Source organism: Chryseobacterium arachidis (assembly GCF_900129245.1).
Taxonomy (GTDB): Bacteria; Bacteroidota; Bacteroidia; order Flavobacteriales; family Weeksellaceae; genus Chryseobacterium; species Chryseobacterium arachidis.
Map to the genome: position 1 here is coordinate 389303 of NZ_FQUT01000002.1, position 16206 is coordinate 405508.

The 16206-nt window shown below is 34.3% G+C and carries 16 protein-coding genes; 5 read left to right on the plus strand and 11 right to left on the minus strand.

From position 1 onward, the window contains the following. Window positions 1–10 precede the first annotated feature (10 nt). Window positions 11–2848, minus strand: coding sequence for a hypothetical protein (locus BUA89_RS05535; RefSeq protein ID WP_072953846.1), 2838 nt, complete (start codon window positions 2846–2848; stop codon window positions 11–13). A gap of 206 nt (window positions 2849–3054) precedes the next feature. Here BUA89_RS05535 and BUA89_RS05540 point away from each other — a divergent pair, with 206 nt between their 5' ends. Then, the gene (locus BUA89_RS05540) at window positions 3055–4893 is read left to right on the plus strand and encodes an ABC transporter ATP-binding protein (protein WP_072953874.1); all 1839 of its coding nucleotides are present in this window, start codon (window positions 3055–3057) and stop codon (window positions 4891–4893) included. Between the two features lie 23 nt (window positions 4894–4916). Next, window positions 4917–5264, plus strand: coding sequence for a DUF1801 domain-containing protein (locus BUA89_RS05545; protein ID WP_072953875.1), 348 nt, complete (start codon window positions 4917–4919; stop codon window positions 5262–5264). 7 nt (window positions 5265–5271) lie between these two features. Here the strand turns inward: BUA89_RS05545 and BUA89_RS05550 are convergent, their stop codons facing one another. The 6 genes from BUA89_RS05550 to rsfS all read right to left on the minus strand — a co-directional run bounded on the left by BUA89_RS05550 (window position 5272) and on the right by rsfS (window position 10440). Beyond that, window positions 5272–5685: a hypothetical protein gene (locus tag BUA89_RS05550; protein WP_072953876.1), complete on the minus strand. Its 414-nt coding sequence runs from the start codon at window positions 5683–5685 to the stop codon at window positions 5272–5274. Window positions 5686–5769: 84 nt separating this feature from the next. Beyond that, entirely contained in the window at window positions 5770–6423 is a 654-nt protein-coding gene (locus BUA89_RS05555) for a phosphatidylserine decarboxylase family protein (protein ID WP_072953877.1), read from the minus strand. A gap of 4 nt (window positions 6424–6427) precedes the next feature. Then, on the minus strand, window positions 6428–7300 hold the full coding sequence (locus BUA89_RS05560; protein WP_072953878.1) for a phosphatidate cytidylyltransferase: 873 nt from the start codon (window positions 7298–7300) through the stop codon (window positions 6428–6430). Between the two features lie 24 nt (window positions 7301–7324). Further along, window positions 7325–7906, minus strand: coding sequence for an LUD domain-containing protein (locus BUA89_RS05565; RefSeq protein WP_072953879.1), 582 nt, complete (start codon window positions 7904–7906; stop codon window positions 7325–7327). Between the two features lie 136 nt (window positions 7907–8042). Continuing rightward, a complete protein-coding gene (gene ftsH / locus BUA89_RS05570; protein WP_072953880.1) occupies window positions 8043–10055 on the minus strand; it encodes an ATP-dependent zinc metalloprotease FtsH in 2013 nt (670 codons plus the stop codon). A gap of 16 nt (window positions 10056–10071) precedes the next feature. Further along, a complete protein-coding gene (gene rsfS / locus BUA89_RS05575; RefSeq protein ID WP_072953881.1) occupies window positions 10072–10440 on the minus strand; it encodes a ribosome silencing factor in 369 nt (122 codons plus the stop codon). A gap of 86 nt (window positions 10441–10526) precedes the next feature. On the opposite strand from rsfS, the gene BUA89_RS05580 reads away from it, so the two are divergent. Next, on the plus strand, window positions 10527–11243 hold the full coding sequence (locus BUA89_RS05580; protein WP_072953883.1) for a biotin--[acetyl-CoA-carboxylase] ligase: 717 nt from the start codon (window positions 10527–10529) through the stop codon (window positions 11241–11243). On the opposite strand, the gene BUA89_RS05585 is transcribed toward BUA89_RS05580, so the two are convergent. From BUA89_RS05585 to BUA89_RS05600, 4 genes are read right to left on the minus strand one after another with little or no spacing between them, the layout of a single operon-like run. After that, entirely contained in the window at window positions 11237–12349 is a 1113-nt protein-coding gene (locus BUA89_RS05585; protein WP_072953885.1) for an LptF/LptG family permease, read from the minus strand. The genes BUA89_RS05580 and BUA89_RS05585 overlap by 7 nt on opposite strands. Before the next feature lie 31 nt (window positions 12350–12380). Further along, a complete protein-coding gene (gene tgt, locus BUA89_RS05590; RefSeq protein WP_072953887.1) occupies window positions 12381–13514 on the minus strand; it encodes a tRNA guanosine(34) transglycosylase Tgt in 1134 nt (377 codons plus the stop codon). A 6-nt stretch (window positions 13515–13520) separates the two neighbouring features. Then, a complete protein-coding gene (locus BUA89_RS05595; protein ID WP_083531622.1) occupies window positions 13521–13907 on the minus strand; it encodes a DUF4296 domain-containing protein in 387 nt (128 codons plus the stop codon). Further along, window positions 13904–14620: a polyprenol monophosphomannose synthase gene (locus tag BUA89_RS05600; RefSeq protein WP_072953891.1), complete on the minus strand. Its 717-nt coding sequence runs from the start codon at window positions 14618–14620 to the stop codon at window positions 13904–13906. The genes BUA89_RS05595 and BUA89_RS05600 overlap by 4 nt, the downstream gene beginning before the upstream one ends. 178 nt (window positions 14621–14798) lie before the next feature. Between BUA89_RS05600 and BUA89_RS05605 the strand changes: the two genes are divergently transcribed. Next, window positions 14799–15365 carry a DUF4271 domain-containing protein gene (locus tag BUA89_RS05605; RefSeq protein ID WP_262487535.1) on the plus strand — a complete coding sequence of 189 codons (567 nt, stop codon included), beginning with the start codon at window positions 14799–14801 and terminating at the stop codon, window positions 15363–15365. A gap of 12 nt (window positions 15366–15377) precedes the next feature. Continuing rightward, window positions 15378–16118, plus strand: coding sequence for a uroporphyrinogen-III synthase (locus tag BUA89_RS05610; protein WP_072954300.1), 741 nt, complete (start codon window positions 15378–15380; stop codon window positions 16116–16118). Window positions 16119–16206 lie beyond the last annotated feature (88 nt).

The following is a 16206-nucleotide window of genomic DNA, read 5'->3' on the forward strand; positions in this document are numbered from 1 at the left end:
TATTTATATTTTATTTATTAACATATTTCGAATATTCGACATAGGGTTCCATTTTTTTCCATAATTGCTTGAATGCCTTTCCTTCATTTAAACTTGCACCTAAAACCTCCTGCATCTGTATCATATCCCACAATTCTTCTACAACCTTATCTGGTAGCCCCAAGTTCTTCATAGAATATACTGTTCCTGTCGGTCCAAATGCTCTAATTTCCAAAAGCTCACAGGTAATAAACATCCATATATCTGCTAAACTTAGTCCTGATCCATTAGGATGGAAATGTGTTATTTTAGAGCCTTTAAAATATGTACTAGGAATATTGTCCCAAACTATATAATCTGGAAACTTTTCTCCAACATGTCTTTGTTTTATATTTCTTGCATTATTTACAAGCAATCCGTCTTCCTTTGTTATTTTCTTAGCAATAATTTCTTTTTCAAAATCCTTAATTATCTTGGTTACTCCATCTTCAACACTTGAAACAGTTTTAGCGAAAATGGAACTGTAATCTTCAGTTTCTCTTAGAGTTTTAATCAGTTTATCAAGATAAACTTCTATCTTCTTTCTTCCCCTAACTTTATTAAGGATATTATTAATGAAATTTCCAACCTCTTCTTTACTTCCAGACTTTAATACAATTCCTTTATAAATTGTAGATACATCGCCTTTTATATTTTTAATAAAAAGTAAACCGGCATCCTGTAAACGAAAAGCTCCCTTGTATAATTGTCCAAATTCAACTGCACATTTTCTATACCTTACAAGTTGTAATCCTGATTTACAAAAACCTTTTATGTTTAACGAATATACAGATTTCAATAATATATTAGAAAATTTTTCGGCTGGCAACGCTTGTAGCTTAAAAGAATGAAAAATCGGCACCGCCTTTTCCATAATTTGTGGAATCTTTTTTTCTATGGCTTTCACAATTACTGGTCCGGCTGTAGCAAAAGTCGCAATATTATAAAAATTGTCCCATTCCTCTAAAAACTCACGCCCTTCAGTTGTTCTTTCTAAATTTTGCTTAAGCCCTCCTTGTATAGTAAGATCTGCGGTAGCTAAACCTAAATCCGCAACTGCTGCGTATAAAATCATTCCACTAGCTCCTGATTCTATGGTTGCAATACTTCCTAAAATCATCAGAACATCAGTTCCAATACGAATCATTTGATGCACTTTTTGCCATTCTTTCAAATCGCTGGCATGTTTTACAAATAAAGCAGGAACATTACTGATAATGCAATTTTCAAGTACATCACCTGTCTCAATATCATCATGATCCATATATTGAGAAAAAGTAACTATTTCCAAAGGATTATAATAAGATTCTGTAAATGTTACTTCATCATCCCATTCTCCAACGGTCTGAACACCAATATCGGCATCAACATTACCATAAGGAATCCATTCCCTCATTCTATTTTCAAGATAAATCTTATTCTTATGCTCTCCGGATTCTTTATAAAAAATATGACTATCTAATGAATATTCAATTTTATAATTAGTTTGCTTATCAATTAAATCTGTACCTTGAAAAAAATCTGTTTCAATATTTTCGGTATATGGTATTTTTATTTTTGAATCTTGTTCATGATCCTGAAGATGTGCTGTAATGATTGCTACAAATATGGTTTTATTATCAATCCAGTTTCCATAGGAATTTGATGATCCATTCATGACAAAAGCCCTTCCTTTGTACTCACTCTGTCCATCCATGTTTGAATAAATTCTTAAAACCAATTCGGGATCAGGTAGTAATTTATTTAAAATAAAGTTTCCTTTTATTCCTGTAAGTATTCTTATTGCGTAAGAACTTTCATCACGAAAATCCTGAGCAGGAAGAGACCACATGACTGCATTTTTCTTATCTTCCTGACTCAATTTATCATCATAATCCATGAATAGCATAAAATGCTTCCATAAAATTTCATCTGATAGTTTTAGATTTTCGCCATTTACATCAAAACCAGTTATAATAAAATCCGGTACTTTATCATAAAAGAATTTAAGTTGCTCAATCGTTCCTAAACTATTTGCTAATTGTTCAAATCTTTTAAATAAAATTACTTTATAATTGTTATATGCTTTTTCACCATAAACTCTATTTATAAATCGTAAAAAAGTATTGTATGAATCTGTTCTTAAACCAATTGCTTTATATTTATCATCAATATTTACAGTAGTTTCAACAGAAGTTGGATGACTATTCGTTTTAATGAAATCAGCTTGGGAGTAACAAATATAAAATTCATATATAATACTCTTGTTATTGATATCTATACTAATTGTATGTGTATATTTGCTTTTTGTTATATAATCTATGCTTGTATTGATGATAAGCGCCTTTTTCAACGAATCTAAAAACAAACTTTCAGATACATTCGTCAATTCTTCAGAGTTTATCTTTTGCTTTTCGGGACGATGTACAACTTCAAGCGTGTAGTTATTATCTCTTACAACTAAATTATCAGACTTAGCCATTGGAGGAATTCCTTTCTCTTTTTTAAATTCTTGCAATGCCTCTCCAGAAGTATTATATCTGGTAAAATCAAACTTATTTGATATAAAATATGTGGATCTGTCATCTAGGTCTTTAATAAGTTGCTCAACATTCAAATTCTCGTTTCCAAAGAAATCTTCTAAAGTTATTTCCTCTACTCTTTTCCCTCTTATTTGCGCCCAAGTTTTTCTGCTTATATCTTCAAATGATTTGTTGGTATTGTTTTGTAAACTTTTAATTTTTTCAATCCCATTTATTTTTTGATTAAGCAGAAAGTTTTTGTTTATTTCGACGAGAGATAATAATTTCAATTGTTCAGGATCACTCGTATCAAAATCTTCGTAATTCATTTTTCATATTTATTTTGGATTAATAATTTAATACAAAACTATTATTTCAGTGCGCCAAAAGACGTCGCAATATATTTGATGATGTACAATTGAGAAATATTTGTAACAAAACAAGACAAATGCAAACCTATTAAGTAAAGTAAAAAGACAAAGAAAAACGTCTTATCATTTAAATTACGTAATTTTGCTATCCAATTTTTCATTGAATGAACGAATATAAAAAAATACTGAAATTCGCCAGACCGCACCAAAAATATATTTTCGGAAGTTTATTCTTCAACCTATTATATTCTGTGTTTCAGATTGCTTCACTAGGAACGATTCTGCCGGTTTTAGGAATGCTTTTTGGCACTATTAAAAGTGAGAAATTTCAGTCTGCCCCCCTATATTCTGGGGATCTTGTAGATTTATTCAAATATTTAAAAGCATATTCCAATTATTATATTCAATCTTTGGTTGATGATTATGGTACGCTGAATGTTTTGGCATGGCTTTGCGTCATCACAGCGTTTATGTTTTTATTGAGAAACCTTTTCAGATATTTAGGATCTTTCCTTTTGATTAATTATCGCGTTGGTGTTACCAAAGACCTTCGTGGCGAGATGTATCGTAAGGTTTTATCTTTACCCGTTTCATTTTTTACAGAAAGTAGAAAAGGTGACATGATGTCTCGTATGTCTAATGACGTTGGCGAAGTTGAAGGAAATATTTTAGGAAGTTTAGTAGAACTCATTAACGCTCCGTTTATGTTAATCAGCACATTAATAAGTCTTTTTTTACTGAGTACTGAATTAACACTTTTTTCTCTTTTGGTTTTACCAGTAATGGGAACTATGATTGCTTTAATTGGAAAAAGTCTTAAAAAAGATTCTCACGAAGCTCAGAACGAAATGGGAACAATTTTCTCAATCGTTGATGAAACTCTGAAATCGTCAAAAGTAATTAAGATTTTCAGTGCAGAGAAAATTATGGATAACCGATTCATGGGCTCTATGAACAAATGGATCAACAGTTCGATAAGATTAGGCAGAAAAAAAGAATTGGCATCGCCGATAAGCGAATTCCTTGGATCTGTTACGTTCTTAATTATCGCATGGTATGGTGGAAAACAAATTGTCGTAGAACACAGTATTGCTCCCCAGGACTTTTTAGTATTCTTAGGAATGTTCTTCCAGATTTTACCTCCGGTAAAGAGTTTATCACAATCTATTTCTAATGTACAGAAAGGCGAAGCTTCTTTACACAGAGTATTGGAGATTCTTGAAGCCGATGTAAAAATTGAAGAAGTTGCAGAGCCAGTTTCAATTTCTACGCTTGAGAAGCAGATAGAATTTAAAAATATTGGGTTCTATTATGATAAATCTAATTTAATTCTGAAAAATTTCAGTCTTACGATTCCAAAAGGTAAAACTGTTGCGCTTGTAGGGCAAAGTGGTAGTGGTAAAACTACAATTGCCAATCTTTTAGCGCGATTTTATGATGTTTCTCAAGGAGAAATTTTAATTGACGGAATTGATATTAAGCATTTAAAACTAAAAGAATATCGCAAATTGTTGGGTATGGTAACTCAGGAATCTGTGTTATTTAATGATACGGTTTACAATAATATTTTAATGGGCAAACCAGATGCAACGAGAGAAGAAGTAATTGCTGCCGCAAAAATAGCCAATGCAGATTCGTTCATCACCAATCTTCCTGACGGTTACGATTCCAACATCGGAGATGATGGAGGAAAGCTTTCCGGAGGTCAGAAGCAAAGAGTCTCCATCGCCAGAGCAGTATTGAAAAATCCACCGATTATGATTTTGGATGAGGCAACTTCCGCTTTGGATACTGAATCCGAAAGATTTGTTCAGGATGCTTTGGAAAAAATGATGGAGAACAGAACTTCTTTGGTCATTGCTCACCGACTTTCAACCATTCAGAAAGCAGACTGGATTGTGGTGATGGAAAAAGGCGATATCGTAGAGCAAGGAACCCACCAAGAACTTATGACCCAAAAAGGAACCTATCAGAAGTTGGTTGAGCTGCAAAATTTTGAGTAAAACAACTTTAAACACACATTTAAATGAATCCTATACAAGAGTATTTCTACAGAATTGAAGAGCCTGATAGAAGTACTCTTCTTTTTTTGCGCAGAAAAATATTAGAATCAGATACAGAAAATATTACAGAAACACTGAGTTTCGGATTGCCATTCTTTAAATACAAAAAGAAAATGCTGTGTTATTTTTATTTCAGTAAAAAGCATCAAAAACATTATGTAAGTTTTTATCACGGCGATAAACTTGATCATCCGTTACTGCTTCAGGAAGGCAGAAAGAAGTTTAAAATCCTTTTAATTGATATGAATGAGGATTTGCCTTTACAATTGATTTTGGAGTTCATTGATGAAGTGAAAAAGCATATTAAGTAAAAACAGGTTATTTTTTGTAAGAAATATGTAATGTAAAACTGCCTTTATCATATTCTGATAATGAAACAACATTATTAAACTTTCTCTTTGTAATTTTTAGCAGAGAATCCTGTAATATTTTTGAATCTTTTATCCCATAATAATCAAAGATGATATCCCCTTTTTTATGAGCAAAATGATCATAGTTTTTCTCTAAATATGATACATATTCTTTAATATATATTTCTGAAGTCATTTTCCGGCAGCTCCCCGCCAATGAACATTTTAATAAATACTTGCCCTCTTTAAATCTCATTTGAAAAATATTACAGTCATCCGAAATATTTTTTTCTGTCAGAATATAATTTTCCGGCAATCCAATATCTTCCTGTTTTTTACATGCTATAAAAAAGACCAAAAGCAAAATCGTATAATATTTCATCCTGCAATAAAATTTAAAATCAAATATAATAGAAAAGACCACCTCTCCCGAAGCAGTCTTTTAATATTTTCAAAGTTTATAAACTTACTCTTTCATTCTTGCGATTACATCCAAACCACCTTTTGTAATATCCCCGATCTTACATATAATTTCTGTATCCAAAGGCAGGAATACATCCATTCTGGAGCCAAATTTAATGAATCCGAACTCATGTCCTGCTTTTGCTTTATCCCCTTCATTACAATAGAAAACAATTCTTCTCGCCACATATCCCGCAATCTGTCTGAACACTACCTGATGATTGGTTAAACTTTTCACTGCAACCGTTGTTCTTTCATTTTCTGTGGAAGATTTCTCATGCCACGCAACAAGATATTTTCCGGGATGGTATTTCTTATAAATAACTTCACCTGAAACAGGATATCGACAAATATGAACATTCAGCGGAGACATGAAAATAGAAACCTGAATAGCTTTTCCTTTGATAAATTCGTCTTCTTCTACTTCTTTTATCATCACCACTTTCCCGTCAACAGGAGCGATAACGTTTTCTCTGTGTTCTAAAATGTTGCGATCCGGAACTCTGAAGAACCAAAATACTAAGCTGTAAATTACCAATAATGGCAGGATGATCAATAAAGACCACATTTCAAGAAAATAAATAGCCAACGCTCCAAGCACGATAAATGCAATGGTAGCAACGGTAATCGTTCCTTTCGATTCTTTGTGTAGTTTCATGAGATTAAATGAATTTTTCTAAAATAAAGTACAAATATACGACAGGAACGCAAATTAAAAAACTATCCAGCCTATCTAATACTCCGCCATGCCCGGGAATGATATTCCCGCTGTCTTTTACTCCAAAATTTCTTTTCAGCTGACTTTCCACCAAATCTCCCACAGGAGCAAAAGCAGCGACTAGAAAACCTACCACCATCCAGTTTCCGCGAAGATCAGAATGATATTGTTCTACGAAATAAGATAACACTAAAGTAAGAACGACTCCGCCAATATATCCTTCCCAAGTTTTCTTAGGAGAGATTTTAGGCGCCATTTTATGTTTCCCGAAGAATTTTCCCGTTAAATAAGCAAAAGTATCACTGCTCCATATCAGGATGAACAAAAACAATACTTCCAATGAAAAACGGTCATCAAATGAAGAAAACTTAGGTAATCCTAAAGCAAAACTAAAAGGTAAAGCCACGTAAATAACCGTAAAAATAAGTTTTCCGCTGTCGTAATACAATTCGTTTGCGAACTTAAATAAAGTGACCACAGCAATCACAATCAACACCATCGCCAGAATTTCACTTATCCTGAAATCAAAATAGAAACCATGCTGGAAAAACCTTTTTGAAAAAATATAGAAAACAAAAACAATTAACGGGAAAACTACCCATTTTTCATAGCCGTTTCCGAAATTCATGATTTTAAAACATTCCCAAGAACCTACCCCCAGCAACAAAGTAATTAACCCGTAATACAGATATTCCTGCTTCACAAGATTCGGCGAAATACTGTTGATTAGCTGTGCTCCGATCGGCGTGGTACAAAGAATAATGATTGCTACATAAACAATTCCAGATAGCGTTCTTTGAATGAGATTTTTGTCCAAGGTTTTAATTTTAAAAGTTGATGCTTAATCTTCAAGCAGCAATAAAAACAGTTTTGTATTGGTATTGGAAGACGGATCCAATTTCGAGTGACCTCCACTGATAGAAGTAAGATTCTTAATATTTCCGTTTCTTTTTATTTTCCCCATTGCATCATTCAGGTTATTAACAATCTGAGAAACATTGGCCATAATGATAATTTTATTGGGAAGTCTGGAAGAATGGTAATGAAGAATATTATTATGAGAAAGCATAATTCTTCCGTCATAGGCAATCAGGTATTCGCAGGTAATGAAACTTGCATCATTTCCGCTTTGTAACTCTGGAGTATAAGGGGTTTTTACAACGGTTAAGAAATTCTGAAGATCTTTATCCCAACAGAAAACGTTGCTTATTCCTTCTATTTTAATAATTTGATTTAACGTCTGCAATGCTTCTGCTTCATCAGCACAATAATTAAAAAATCCTCCTGAGTGCGTAAACAACTGGGCAAACTTATAGTCGAGATCCGCATTCTTGAGCGAATCTCCTAACTTTTCCAGACTTTGTTTCTCTTCTTCTTCAGGCTGGTTGGTAAGTTTGCTTACAATTTTCTTGAATAAATTCAAAGTAATTTAGTTTTGGTCACTTTATACAAAAATATAAAATTAATCAGATAGAAATCCAAAAACGTGCCGATAAATATTAAAAAACCTGACAATTTTACAACTGTCAGGTTTTGTTTTATTTAAATTTCAAGAAATTTTAAAGTTGAGTGGGGCTTTCAGGAGCCTGAATCTCATTTTCACTTTCTTTCTCCTCAATTTTAATTTCTTCTGTTGGCTCTTTGGCATCAGGAATTGTATTCGTAACAGGTTTCTCAGTTAATTCCGGATCCCATGCTCTTTTCCCGAATACTTCTTCCAGATCTTCACGGAAGATCACTTCTTTCTCCAATAATTTATTAGCCAAAGCATCAAGTTTATCTTTATTCTCAGTTAAGATCTGAATTGCTCTGTCGTACTGATTTTCGATAATTCCTTTAATTTCAGCATCAATTTTCTTAGCTGTTTCTTCAGAATAAGGTTTTCCGAAAGAATATTCAGACTGGCCCGAGCTGTCGTAGTAAGAAATGTTACCAATATTAGGGCTTAAACCGTAAATCGTTACCATTGCCTGAGCTCTCTTTGTTACACTTTCCAAATCTGAAAGCGCTCCTGTAGAGATATTATTAAAGATAACCTGTTCTGCTGCTCTACCTCCTAATGTTGCACATAGTTCATCCAGCATTTGTTCCGTAGTGGTCAACTGTCTTTCTTCCGGCAAATACCAAGCTGCACCTAAAGAACGTCCTCTCGGAACGATTGTTACTTTTAAAAGTGGTGAAGCATGCTCTACTAACCAAGAAATTGTAGCATGGCCCGCTTCGTGGTAAGCAACTCTTCTTTTTTCAGAAGGCTTAATGGCTTTATTTTTCTTTTCAAGACCACCGATAATTCTGTCTACCGCATCAAGGAAATCCTGTTTCGCAACAGACTCATGGTTGTTTCTTGCCGCAATTAATGCCGCTTCATTACATAAATTAGCAATATCTGCTCCACTGAATCCAGGTGTCTGCTTTGCCAAGAAATCTCTATCTACATTTGTATCCAGCTTGATTTTCTTTAAATGAACATCAAGAATCTGCCTTCTTTCATGTAATTCCGGAAGGTCTACGTAGATCGAACGGTCAAAACGTCCTGCTCTCATCAAAGCTTTATCCAGGATATCCGCTCTGTTGGTTGCAGCCATTACGATTACGTTGGTATCTGTACCGAAACCATCCATTTCCGTTAAAAGCTGGTTTAATGTATTTTCTCTTTCGTCGTTTCCGCCTGAGAAGTTGTTTTTACCTCTTGCACGCCCGATTGCGTCAATCTCATCAATAAAGATAATCGCAGGAGATTTAGCTTTAGCCTGAGCAAAAAGGTCTCTTACTCTTGAAGCACCAACCCCCACGAACATTTCAACGAAATCTGAACCTGAAAGTGAGAAGAAAGGAACTTTAGCTTCACCCGCCACCGCTTTTGCCAATAACGTTTTACCAGTTCCCGGAGGCCCTACCAAAAGGACACCTTTAGGAATTTTACCTCCCAGTTTTGTATACTTTTCAGAGTTTTTCAAGAAATCTACCACTTCCTGAACCTCCTCTTTAGCCCCTTCCAAACCTGCAACATCTTTGAATGTTACCTGAATTCTTTCTTTTTCGTCGAAAAGTTTAGCCTTAGATTTCCCTATAGAGAAAATTTGTCCGCCCGGACCTCCTCCGCTTCCCATTTTTCTGAAAAGAAAGAAATAGAATAATCCTAAAATTGCAATCCAGATCAATGCCTGAATAAGAATGCTCACTAACGGACTCTCTCCTTCAGCATAATCCTTTGAAGTCTGCAATGCAGGATTTTGCTTTTTAACTGCATCAAACTTTTCAAGAAATAATCTAAGATCTCCATATTTAAGGCTGTAATCTGCCTTTGGAGCCATTACAAGACTTGAAAAAGGGTTTGCTTTATCGTCTTTCTGTACAGTTGCCGTTTTAGCAGCCTGTGTTAAAAATACATCAGCTTTCTGAGCCTGTTTATCAATTAAAACTCTCTGGACTTTCCCTGCCTGCATTTCTTTGAAGAAACCGTCTTCATCAATAGACTTTGCACCGCTGTCGCCCATAGAATTGGCAACAAAGAACAGCACAAGGACTACGATCATGATGGGAAAAAACCAGTTAAATCCTTTATTGTTCATTTATACTTTTTAAAATTTAATATTCACTTTCAATTTTTGTAATTTTCGCATCTCCCCAAAGTTCCTCGATATCATAATACTCACGAGTTTCTTTCTGGAAAATGTGAACTACAACCGTCACATAATCTACCAAAACCCACATTGAGTTTTCGGTACCCTCTACATGCCAAGGTCTGTCTTTAAGATCGTTTCTTACTTTTTTCTCTACACTACCTGCCAAAGCTGAAACCTGCGTATTGGAGTTTCCGCTGCAAATTATAAACGTTTCTGCTACTGAATTTTCAATGTTAGAAAGATCAAAAATCATGATATCTTCACCTTTTACATCCTGGATAGCCTCTACAATTTTATCTATTAGTGCTTGTTTTTCTGCTGTTTTATTCATTAAAAAATACTATAATCTGCAAATTTATTGTTTTTCTTTTACTTTAGCCTTACTTTTAGCCTTTTAAAGTCTTAAAGTTTTCTTAAATGAGCCAACTATTCTACCTGAAGGAATGTTCTTCTACTAATGACGAAATTGAAAAGTTTTTACTTTACGAAAATTCGGATTTTATTGCAGTACATACATTCAATCAAACCAAAGGTCGTGGTCAATACGGAAATACATGGTCTTCAACGGCTGAAAAAAATCTGGCGTATACTCTTTCTGTAAAGGCTGAAAACTTTACAGTCTCGGATTTTATGTTCAATTATTATACCGCAATTCTCATCCGGGATTTCCTTGCCAATTTGACTGAAAATATAGTGAAAATAAAATGGCCGAACGACATCATCCTTAAAAATAAAAAAATCGTCGGGATTCTGATTGAAAAGAAAAAAATTAATCAACAAAATTATTTCATCATCGGAGCCGGCTTTAATATTCTTCAGAAAAAATTTGATGAAGTGTCTAATGCAAGTTCGCTTCTCAGCCTAACAGGAAAGCATTTTAATCTTGATGATTTTACCTTAAACTTACACGAATTTTTAACGGAAAATCTAAACAAAATTCCTGCTGAACAGGAAATCATGGATCGTTTTAATGAAAATTTATTCCGGAAAGATGAAATTTCTGTTTTCGAATTGGATAAAAAGCGACAAAATGGCATTATCCGAAATGCGGATGAAAAAGGTGAATTGTGGATTGACCTTGAAAATGACGGATTAAAATCCTTTTATCATAAAGAAATAAAGCTACTTTACTGATTCGCCCTTTTGATATAAAGATACGCAGCAAGCGGGAAAAATACAATATTCGGGAACCACATCGCCAGTGCCGGAGACATGCTTTTGTTCTCTGAAACTACTTTTAAAGCCTCAAAAGAGAATACGAAAACGAATGCTAAGGAAATTCCCAAAGCTAGATTAATACCTAAGCCTCCACGTTTTTTCTGTGAAGAAAGCGATAGTGCTAAAAATGTAAGAATTACAATAGAAACAGGCATTGATGTTCTTTGATGAAGCTCATTTAAGTGCGCATTCAGGTTGCTGTTTCCTTTTTCGGTTTCCCTTTTAATGAATTTCACCAATTCAGGTGTTGTTTTATTCTGTCCCAAGAGCTCATTCGGGAAAAGTTCTTCAGGACCGTGACCATAGCTTTTCTTTAAGTCAAAGCCGTTAGCCAGTTTTTCGGTATCGTTTTTATTAATGGTTTTTTCGGTGTAAGAATTTAAGACAAAATTCTTTTTATCTTTATCCCAGAAAACATCAGAAGCCTTCAATTCGTAAGTCATTTTTCTGTTTTTATCAAACTTCTGATAAACGAATCCCGAACCTCTTTTTTCACTTTTATTCCAGGAATTGATGAAAATATATTCTGTTTTGCTAAGTTGTGCTGAAACTGGCGCAGTACCTAATATCTTCTCCTTATTCCCTGCATTATAAGTATAAGCTTCCAATTGGTTTTTCTGAATATTAGCCCATGGAAGTATAAAATGATTGATCCCTAACGACAAAATAGCAATAAACAATGAGGTCAACAAATAAGGTCTCGCAAACCTGTGAAAACTTGCGCCACTACTAATAATAGCAACAATTTCAGTATTATTGGCCATTCTGGATGTAAAAAAAATTACTGAAATAAATACCAAAATGGACAAAAACGTCATTATCAAATTAATAATCCAGAATGGATAAAAATGAATAAGAAAGTACGTAACATTTAATTTTGCATCGACTGCTGTTGCATTTTGAATTCTAGGAATTTTTGCCTGTACATCGATTACCAAAACAACTATAGACAGTAACATTAAAATGAAACTGAATGTCCCAAGATATTTTTTAATGATATATCCGTCTATAATTTTTAGCATTGCATTATTTTTTAACTTGCCATTAATTTATTTAAAGTCTTTGTCTAAGAACCGGAACCACAGAGTTTTTCCACTCGTAGAAATCTCCTGCTAAAATATGTTCTCTTGCGGCTTTTACCAAATCTAAGTAGAATGCCAGATTATGAATTGAAGCAATCTGTTTTGCAAGATATTCTTTAGAAACGAATAAATGTCTTAAATATGCTTTCGAATATTCTCTGTCTACGAAACTTGTACCAAATTCGTCCAAAGGCGAAAAATCTTTTTTCCACTTTTCATTTTTCATATTCATAACACCCTTCCATGTAAATAGCATGGCATTTCTTGCATTTCTTGTAGGCATTACACAATCCATCATATCGATTCCTAAACCAATGGATTCCAGAATATTCCACGGAGTTCCTACTCCCATTAAATATCTCGGCTTTTCTTTTGGCAAAATATCAGTAACCTCATCGGTAATTCTATACATTTCCTCCTCAGGTTCACCTACGGAAAGACCGCCAATCGCGTTACCTTCGGCTCCTGCTTCAGCAATGACTTCCGCTGAAATTTTTCTTAGGTCTGAAAAAGTAGATCCCTGAACAATCGGGAAAAGTCTTTGCTTGTAACCGTATAACTCAGGATTATTCTCTGTCCATTCGATACATCTTTTCAACCAACGGTGTGTAAGTTCCATCGATGTTTTTGCCTGATTGTATTCGCAAGGATATGCCACACACTCATCAAAAGCCATGAAAATATCGGCTCCGATCTGTCTTTGGATCTCCATAGATTTTTCTGGAGAAAACATGTGGTAGCTTCCGTCGATATGAGATTTGAACCTTGCTCCTTCCTCCGACATCTTTCTGCTACTCGCTAATGAAAAAACCTGAAAACCGCCTGAATCCGTCAAAATAGGAAGATCCCAGTTCATGAATTTATGCAGACCTCCTGCCGCCTGCATTGTTTCCATACCGGGACGAAGATATAAATGATAAGTATTTCCCAGAATAATCTGAGCTTTTATGTCTTCTTTTAACTCTCTCTGATGAACCGTTTTTACACTGGCAACAGTTCCTACAGGCATAAAAATCGGTGTCTGAATTTTACCGTGATCCGTGGTAAGTTCTCCTGCCCTTGCCTTTCCCCCGGTGGTTTTTTCTATATTAAAAAACTTTTGCATCTTACATTATCTTACCAGTGCAGGAGCATTTTGCAATTCTCCCACATTATTGTTCTTTTTCTTATCCTTTATATATTTGTCCGCCTTCGGATCTTTTTCCAATATTATCTTTTGGGCGTCTTCAGTAATTCCGTTCATTTTATTTTTAATGACATAATATTTAAAACTTTCGGAATAATCTTTAGAATTAACACCATGCAATTTAAGGATATATCGTGTGCCGGCCTCCATGTTTGAGTTCTGGTACTGCATAACTGCCTGATCATTGATGGCAAGATCCGCCATTATTTCTGCCATTGTATTTTCGGTAATAAGATTTTTGGGCTTACTGATATAGTCTCCTCCGCAGGAAACTAAAAATATCACCATAAAAACGAAGATCAGCTTTTTCATAATCTGTTGATTATTGATTTCCATTTTAAATTTAAAACTCCAAAAACCGCTTCATGAATGATTCCTCCATTCATTTTACTTTCTCCTAATATCCTGTTTGTAAAAATAATGGGTACTTCTACAATTTTGAATCCTTTTTTAAAAGCCCTGAATTTCATTTCAATCTGAAATCCGTATCCTTTTAACTTTACATTATCCAACCCAATCTCTTCCAAAACCTTTCTTGAAAAACATACGAAGCCCGCTGTTGTATCATGAATAGGAAGCCCTAACACAAATCTTACATATTTTGAAGCAAAATAAGAAAGCAAAACTCTTCCCATCGGCCAATTCACTACATTTACCCCTTTTGAATATCTTGACCCGATGGCCATTTCAGCGTGAAGGCAGGCTTCAAAAAGTTTCGGCAGGTCATTCGGATTATGAGAAAAATCGGCATCCATTTCAAAAATATAATCATATTTGTTTTCAATTGCCCATTTAAAACCATGAATATATGCCTTTCCTAAACCATCTTTCACTTTTCTGATTGATAAATGTAAATGATGTGGAAATTTCTTCTGCAAATCCTTTACCAATTCCGCCGTTCCATCAGGAGACGAATCATCCACTACCAAAATATGAAAGTCATCTTCCAATGCAAAAACTGCGGAAATAATATTTTCTATATTTTCCTTTTCGTTGTAAGTCGGAATTATGACCAGTTTTTTCATTTCAGTTTGCAAAGATAGTTTATTTAACCTTTTTATTTTATACAAAATAATCTATAATTTTGCAAAAAAAATCGAGTTGCCGTTATCACAGAATTTTATAAACCAAGTGAGAATCCCCGAAAATAACGATTGGGTGATCTTTGTATTGTTAGGCTGTATCTTTTTATACCTGTTTATGATGAACATTGTAGAGAGAGAGGCAAACCTGAAAGATTTTTTGCTTCAAAAATATTTTGATGCCAGCAATAACCTGCCCAGCTGGGTCATTACCTCGTGTGTAACCGCGCTTACCTTATCCGTCTTAATATCCCAATACATACCTACCGTTCCTAAATATGTGGCAGAACTGCAGATTTTGGGATATCAGCTGAACAAATTTGGATTTTGTTTAATTGCTGTAGCACTTTTTTATCTGGTAAAATCTTCATTAGGCTTTTTATTTTTTCAAAGTATCGGCGACGGAAAAAAATGGACTATTTTTTATTTTACCTCTACAAAATTTTACTTTATCCTGTCTTTTTTACTGATAATTTTATGCGTAGCCCACTACTATTTCCCGATAGACAGAAATAAAATATTTTTATACTATTTGTTTTTCTTTTCTTTTGTATTCATTTTTAAGATTTTTTTCTATTTATTTCACAAGAACAAGATCTTACCTGAAAAATGGTATTATAAATTTTTGTATATTTGCACCCTCCAAATCGCACCAATATTATTGCTTTGGAAACTATTATTTTTTTAACAAATGTCAATGATGAGAATAAAGTCTATATTGGTTTCTCAACCAGCGCCAAGTGAGTCTTCTCCATATCTGGATATAGCGAAGAAGGAAAAAATAAAGATTGATTTCCGTCCTTTTATCCATGTCGAAGGGGTTGACAATAAAGAATTAAGAACACAAAAGATCGACCTTACACAATACACGGGGATTATTTTCACGAGTAAGAATGCGATCGACCACTACTTCAGATTGGCTGAAGAACTTCGTTTTGCGGTTCCTGATACGATGCGATACATCTGTCAGTCCGAAGCCATTGCGAATTATCTTCAGAAACACATTGTTTACAGAAAAAGAAAGATCAGCTTTGGGGAGAAAAACTTCGCAGACCTGCTGCCTCTTTTCAAAAAATTTCCTGGTGAAAAATATTTGTTGCCGTCTTCAGACGTCCTAAGCCCGGATATTGTAAAGACAATGGAAGCATCTAATGTAGACTGGACCAGAGCAATCATGTATAGAACCGTTTGCAGCGATCTGACAGATATTAACATTAAAGATTACGACATGTTAATTTTCTTCAGCCCACAAGGGATCAAGTCATTACAGCAGAATTTCCCGGATTTCAAACAGGAAGAAACAAAAATCGGTGTTTTCGGATCCACCACTTCTGCAGCAGCGGAAGAAGCAGGATTAAAAATCGATTTAATGGCTCCTACAAAGGAAACTCCGTCGATGACAATGGCATTGGAAAAATATATTAAAGCATTACACAAGTAAGGTTTAATACAAAAAATAAAGCAACCGTCTTTTCATACAGGAAAGATGGTTTTTTTTTAAGTAAATTTGAACGAAAATTAATATTGAA

Bases quoted from the DNA above. Each gene is read 5' to 3' on its own strand.
- tgt (WP_072953887.1), bottom strand. From the start codon at position 13,514: ATGCAAAAGTTTTTTAATATAGAAAAAACCACCGGGGGAAAGGCAAGG.
- BUA89_RS05600 (WP_072953891.1), bottom strand. From the start codon at position 14,620: ATGAAAAAACTGGTCATAATTCCGACTTACAACGAAAAGGAAAATATA.
- ftsH (WP_072953880.1), bottom strand. From the start codon at position 10,055: ATGAACAATAAAGGATTTAACTGGTTTTTTCCCATCATGATCGTAGTC.
- BUA89_RS05555 (WP_072953877.1), bottom strand. From the start codon at position 6,423: ATGAAACTACACAAAGAATCGAAAGGAACGATTACCGTTGCTACCATT.
- BUA89_RS05545 (WP_072953875.1), top strand. From the start codon at position 4,917: ATGAATCCTATACAAGAGTATTTCTACAGAATTGAAGAGCCTGATAGA.
- BUA89_RS05550 (WP_072953876.1), bottom strand. From the start codon at position 5,685: ATGAAATATTATACGATTTTGCTTTTGGTCTTTTTTATAGCATGTAAA.
- BUA89_RS05585 (WP_072953885.1), bottom strand. From the start codon at position 12,349: ATGCTAAAAATTATAGACGGATATATCATTAAAAAATATCTTGGGACA.
- BUA89_RS05595 (WP_083531622.1), bottom strand. From the start codon at position 13,907: ATGAAAAAGCTGATCTTCGTTTTTATGGTGATATTTTTAGTTTCCTGC.
- BUA89_RS05580 (WP_072953883.1), top strand. From the start codon at position 10,527: ATGAGCCAACTATTCTACCTGAAGGAATGTTCTTCTACTAATGACGAA.
- rsfS (WP_072953881.1), bottom strand. From the start codon at position 10,440: ATGAATAAAACAGCAGAAAAACAAGCACTAATAGATAAAATTGTAGAG.
- BUA89_RS05605 (WP_262487535.1), top strand. From the start codon at position 14,799: ATGAACATTGTAGAGAGAGAGGCAAACCTGAAAGATTTTTTGCTTCAA.
- BUA89_RS05540 (WP_072953874.1), top strand. From the start codon at position 3,055: ATGAACGAATATAAAAAAATACTGAAATTCGCCAGACCGCACCAAAAA.
- BUA89_RS05535 (WP_072953846.1), bottom strand. From the start codon at position 2,848: ATGAATTACGAAGATTTTGATACGAGTGATCCTGAACAATTGAAATTA.
- BUA89_RS05610 (WP_072954300.1), top strand. From the start codon at position 15,378: ATGAGAATAAAGTCTATATTGGTTTCTCAACCAGCGCCAAGTGAGTCT.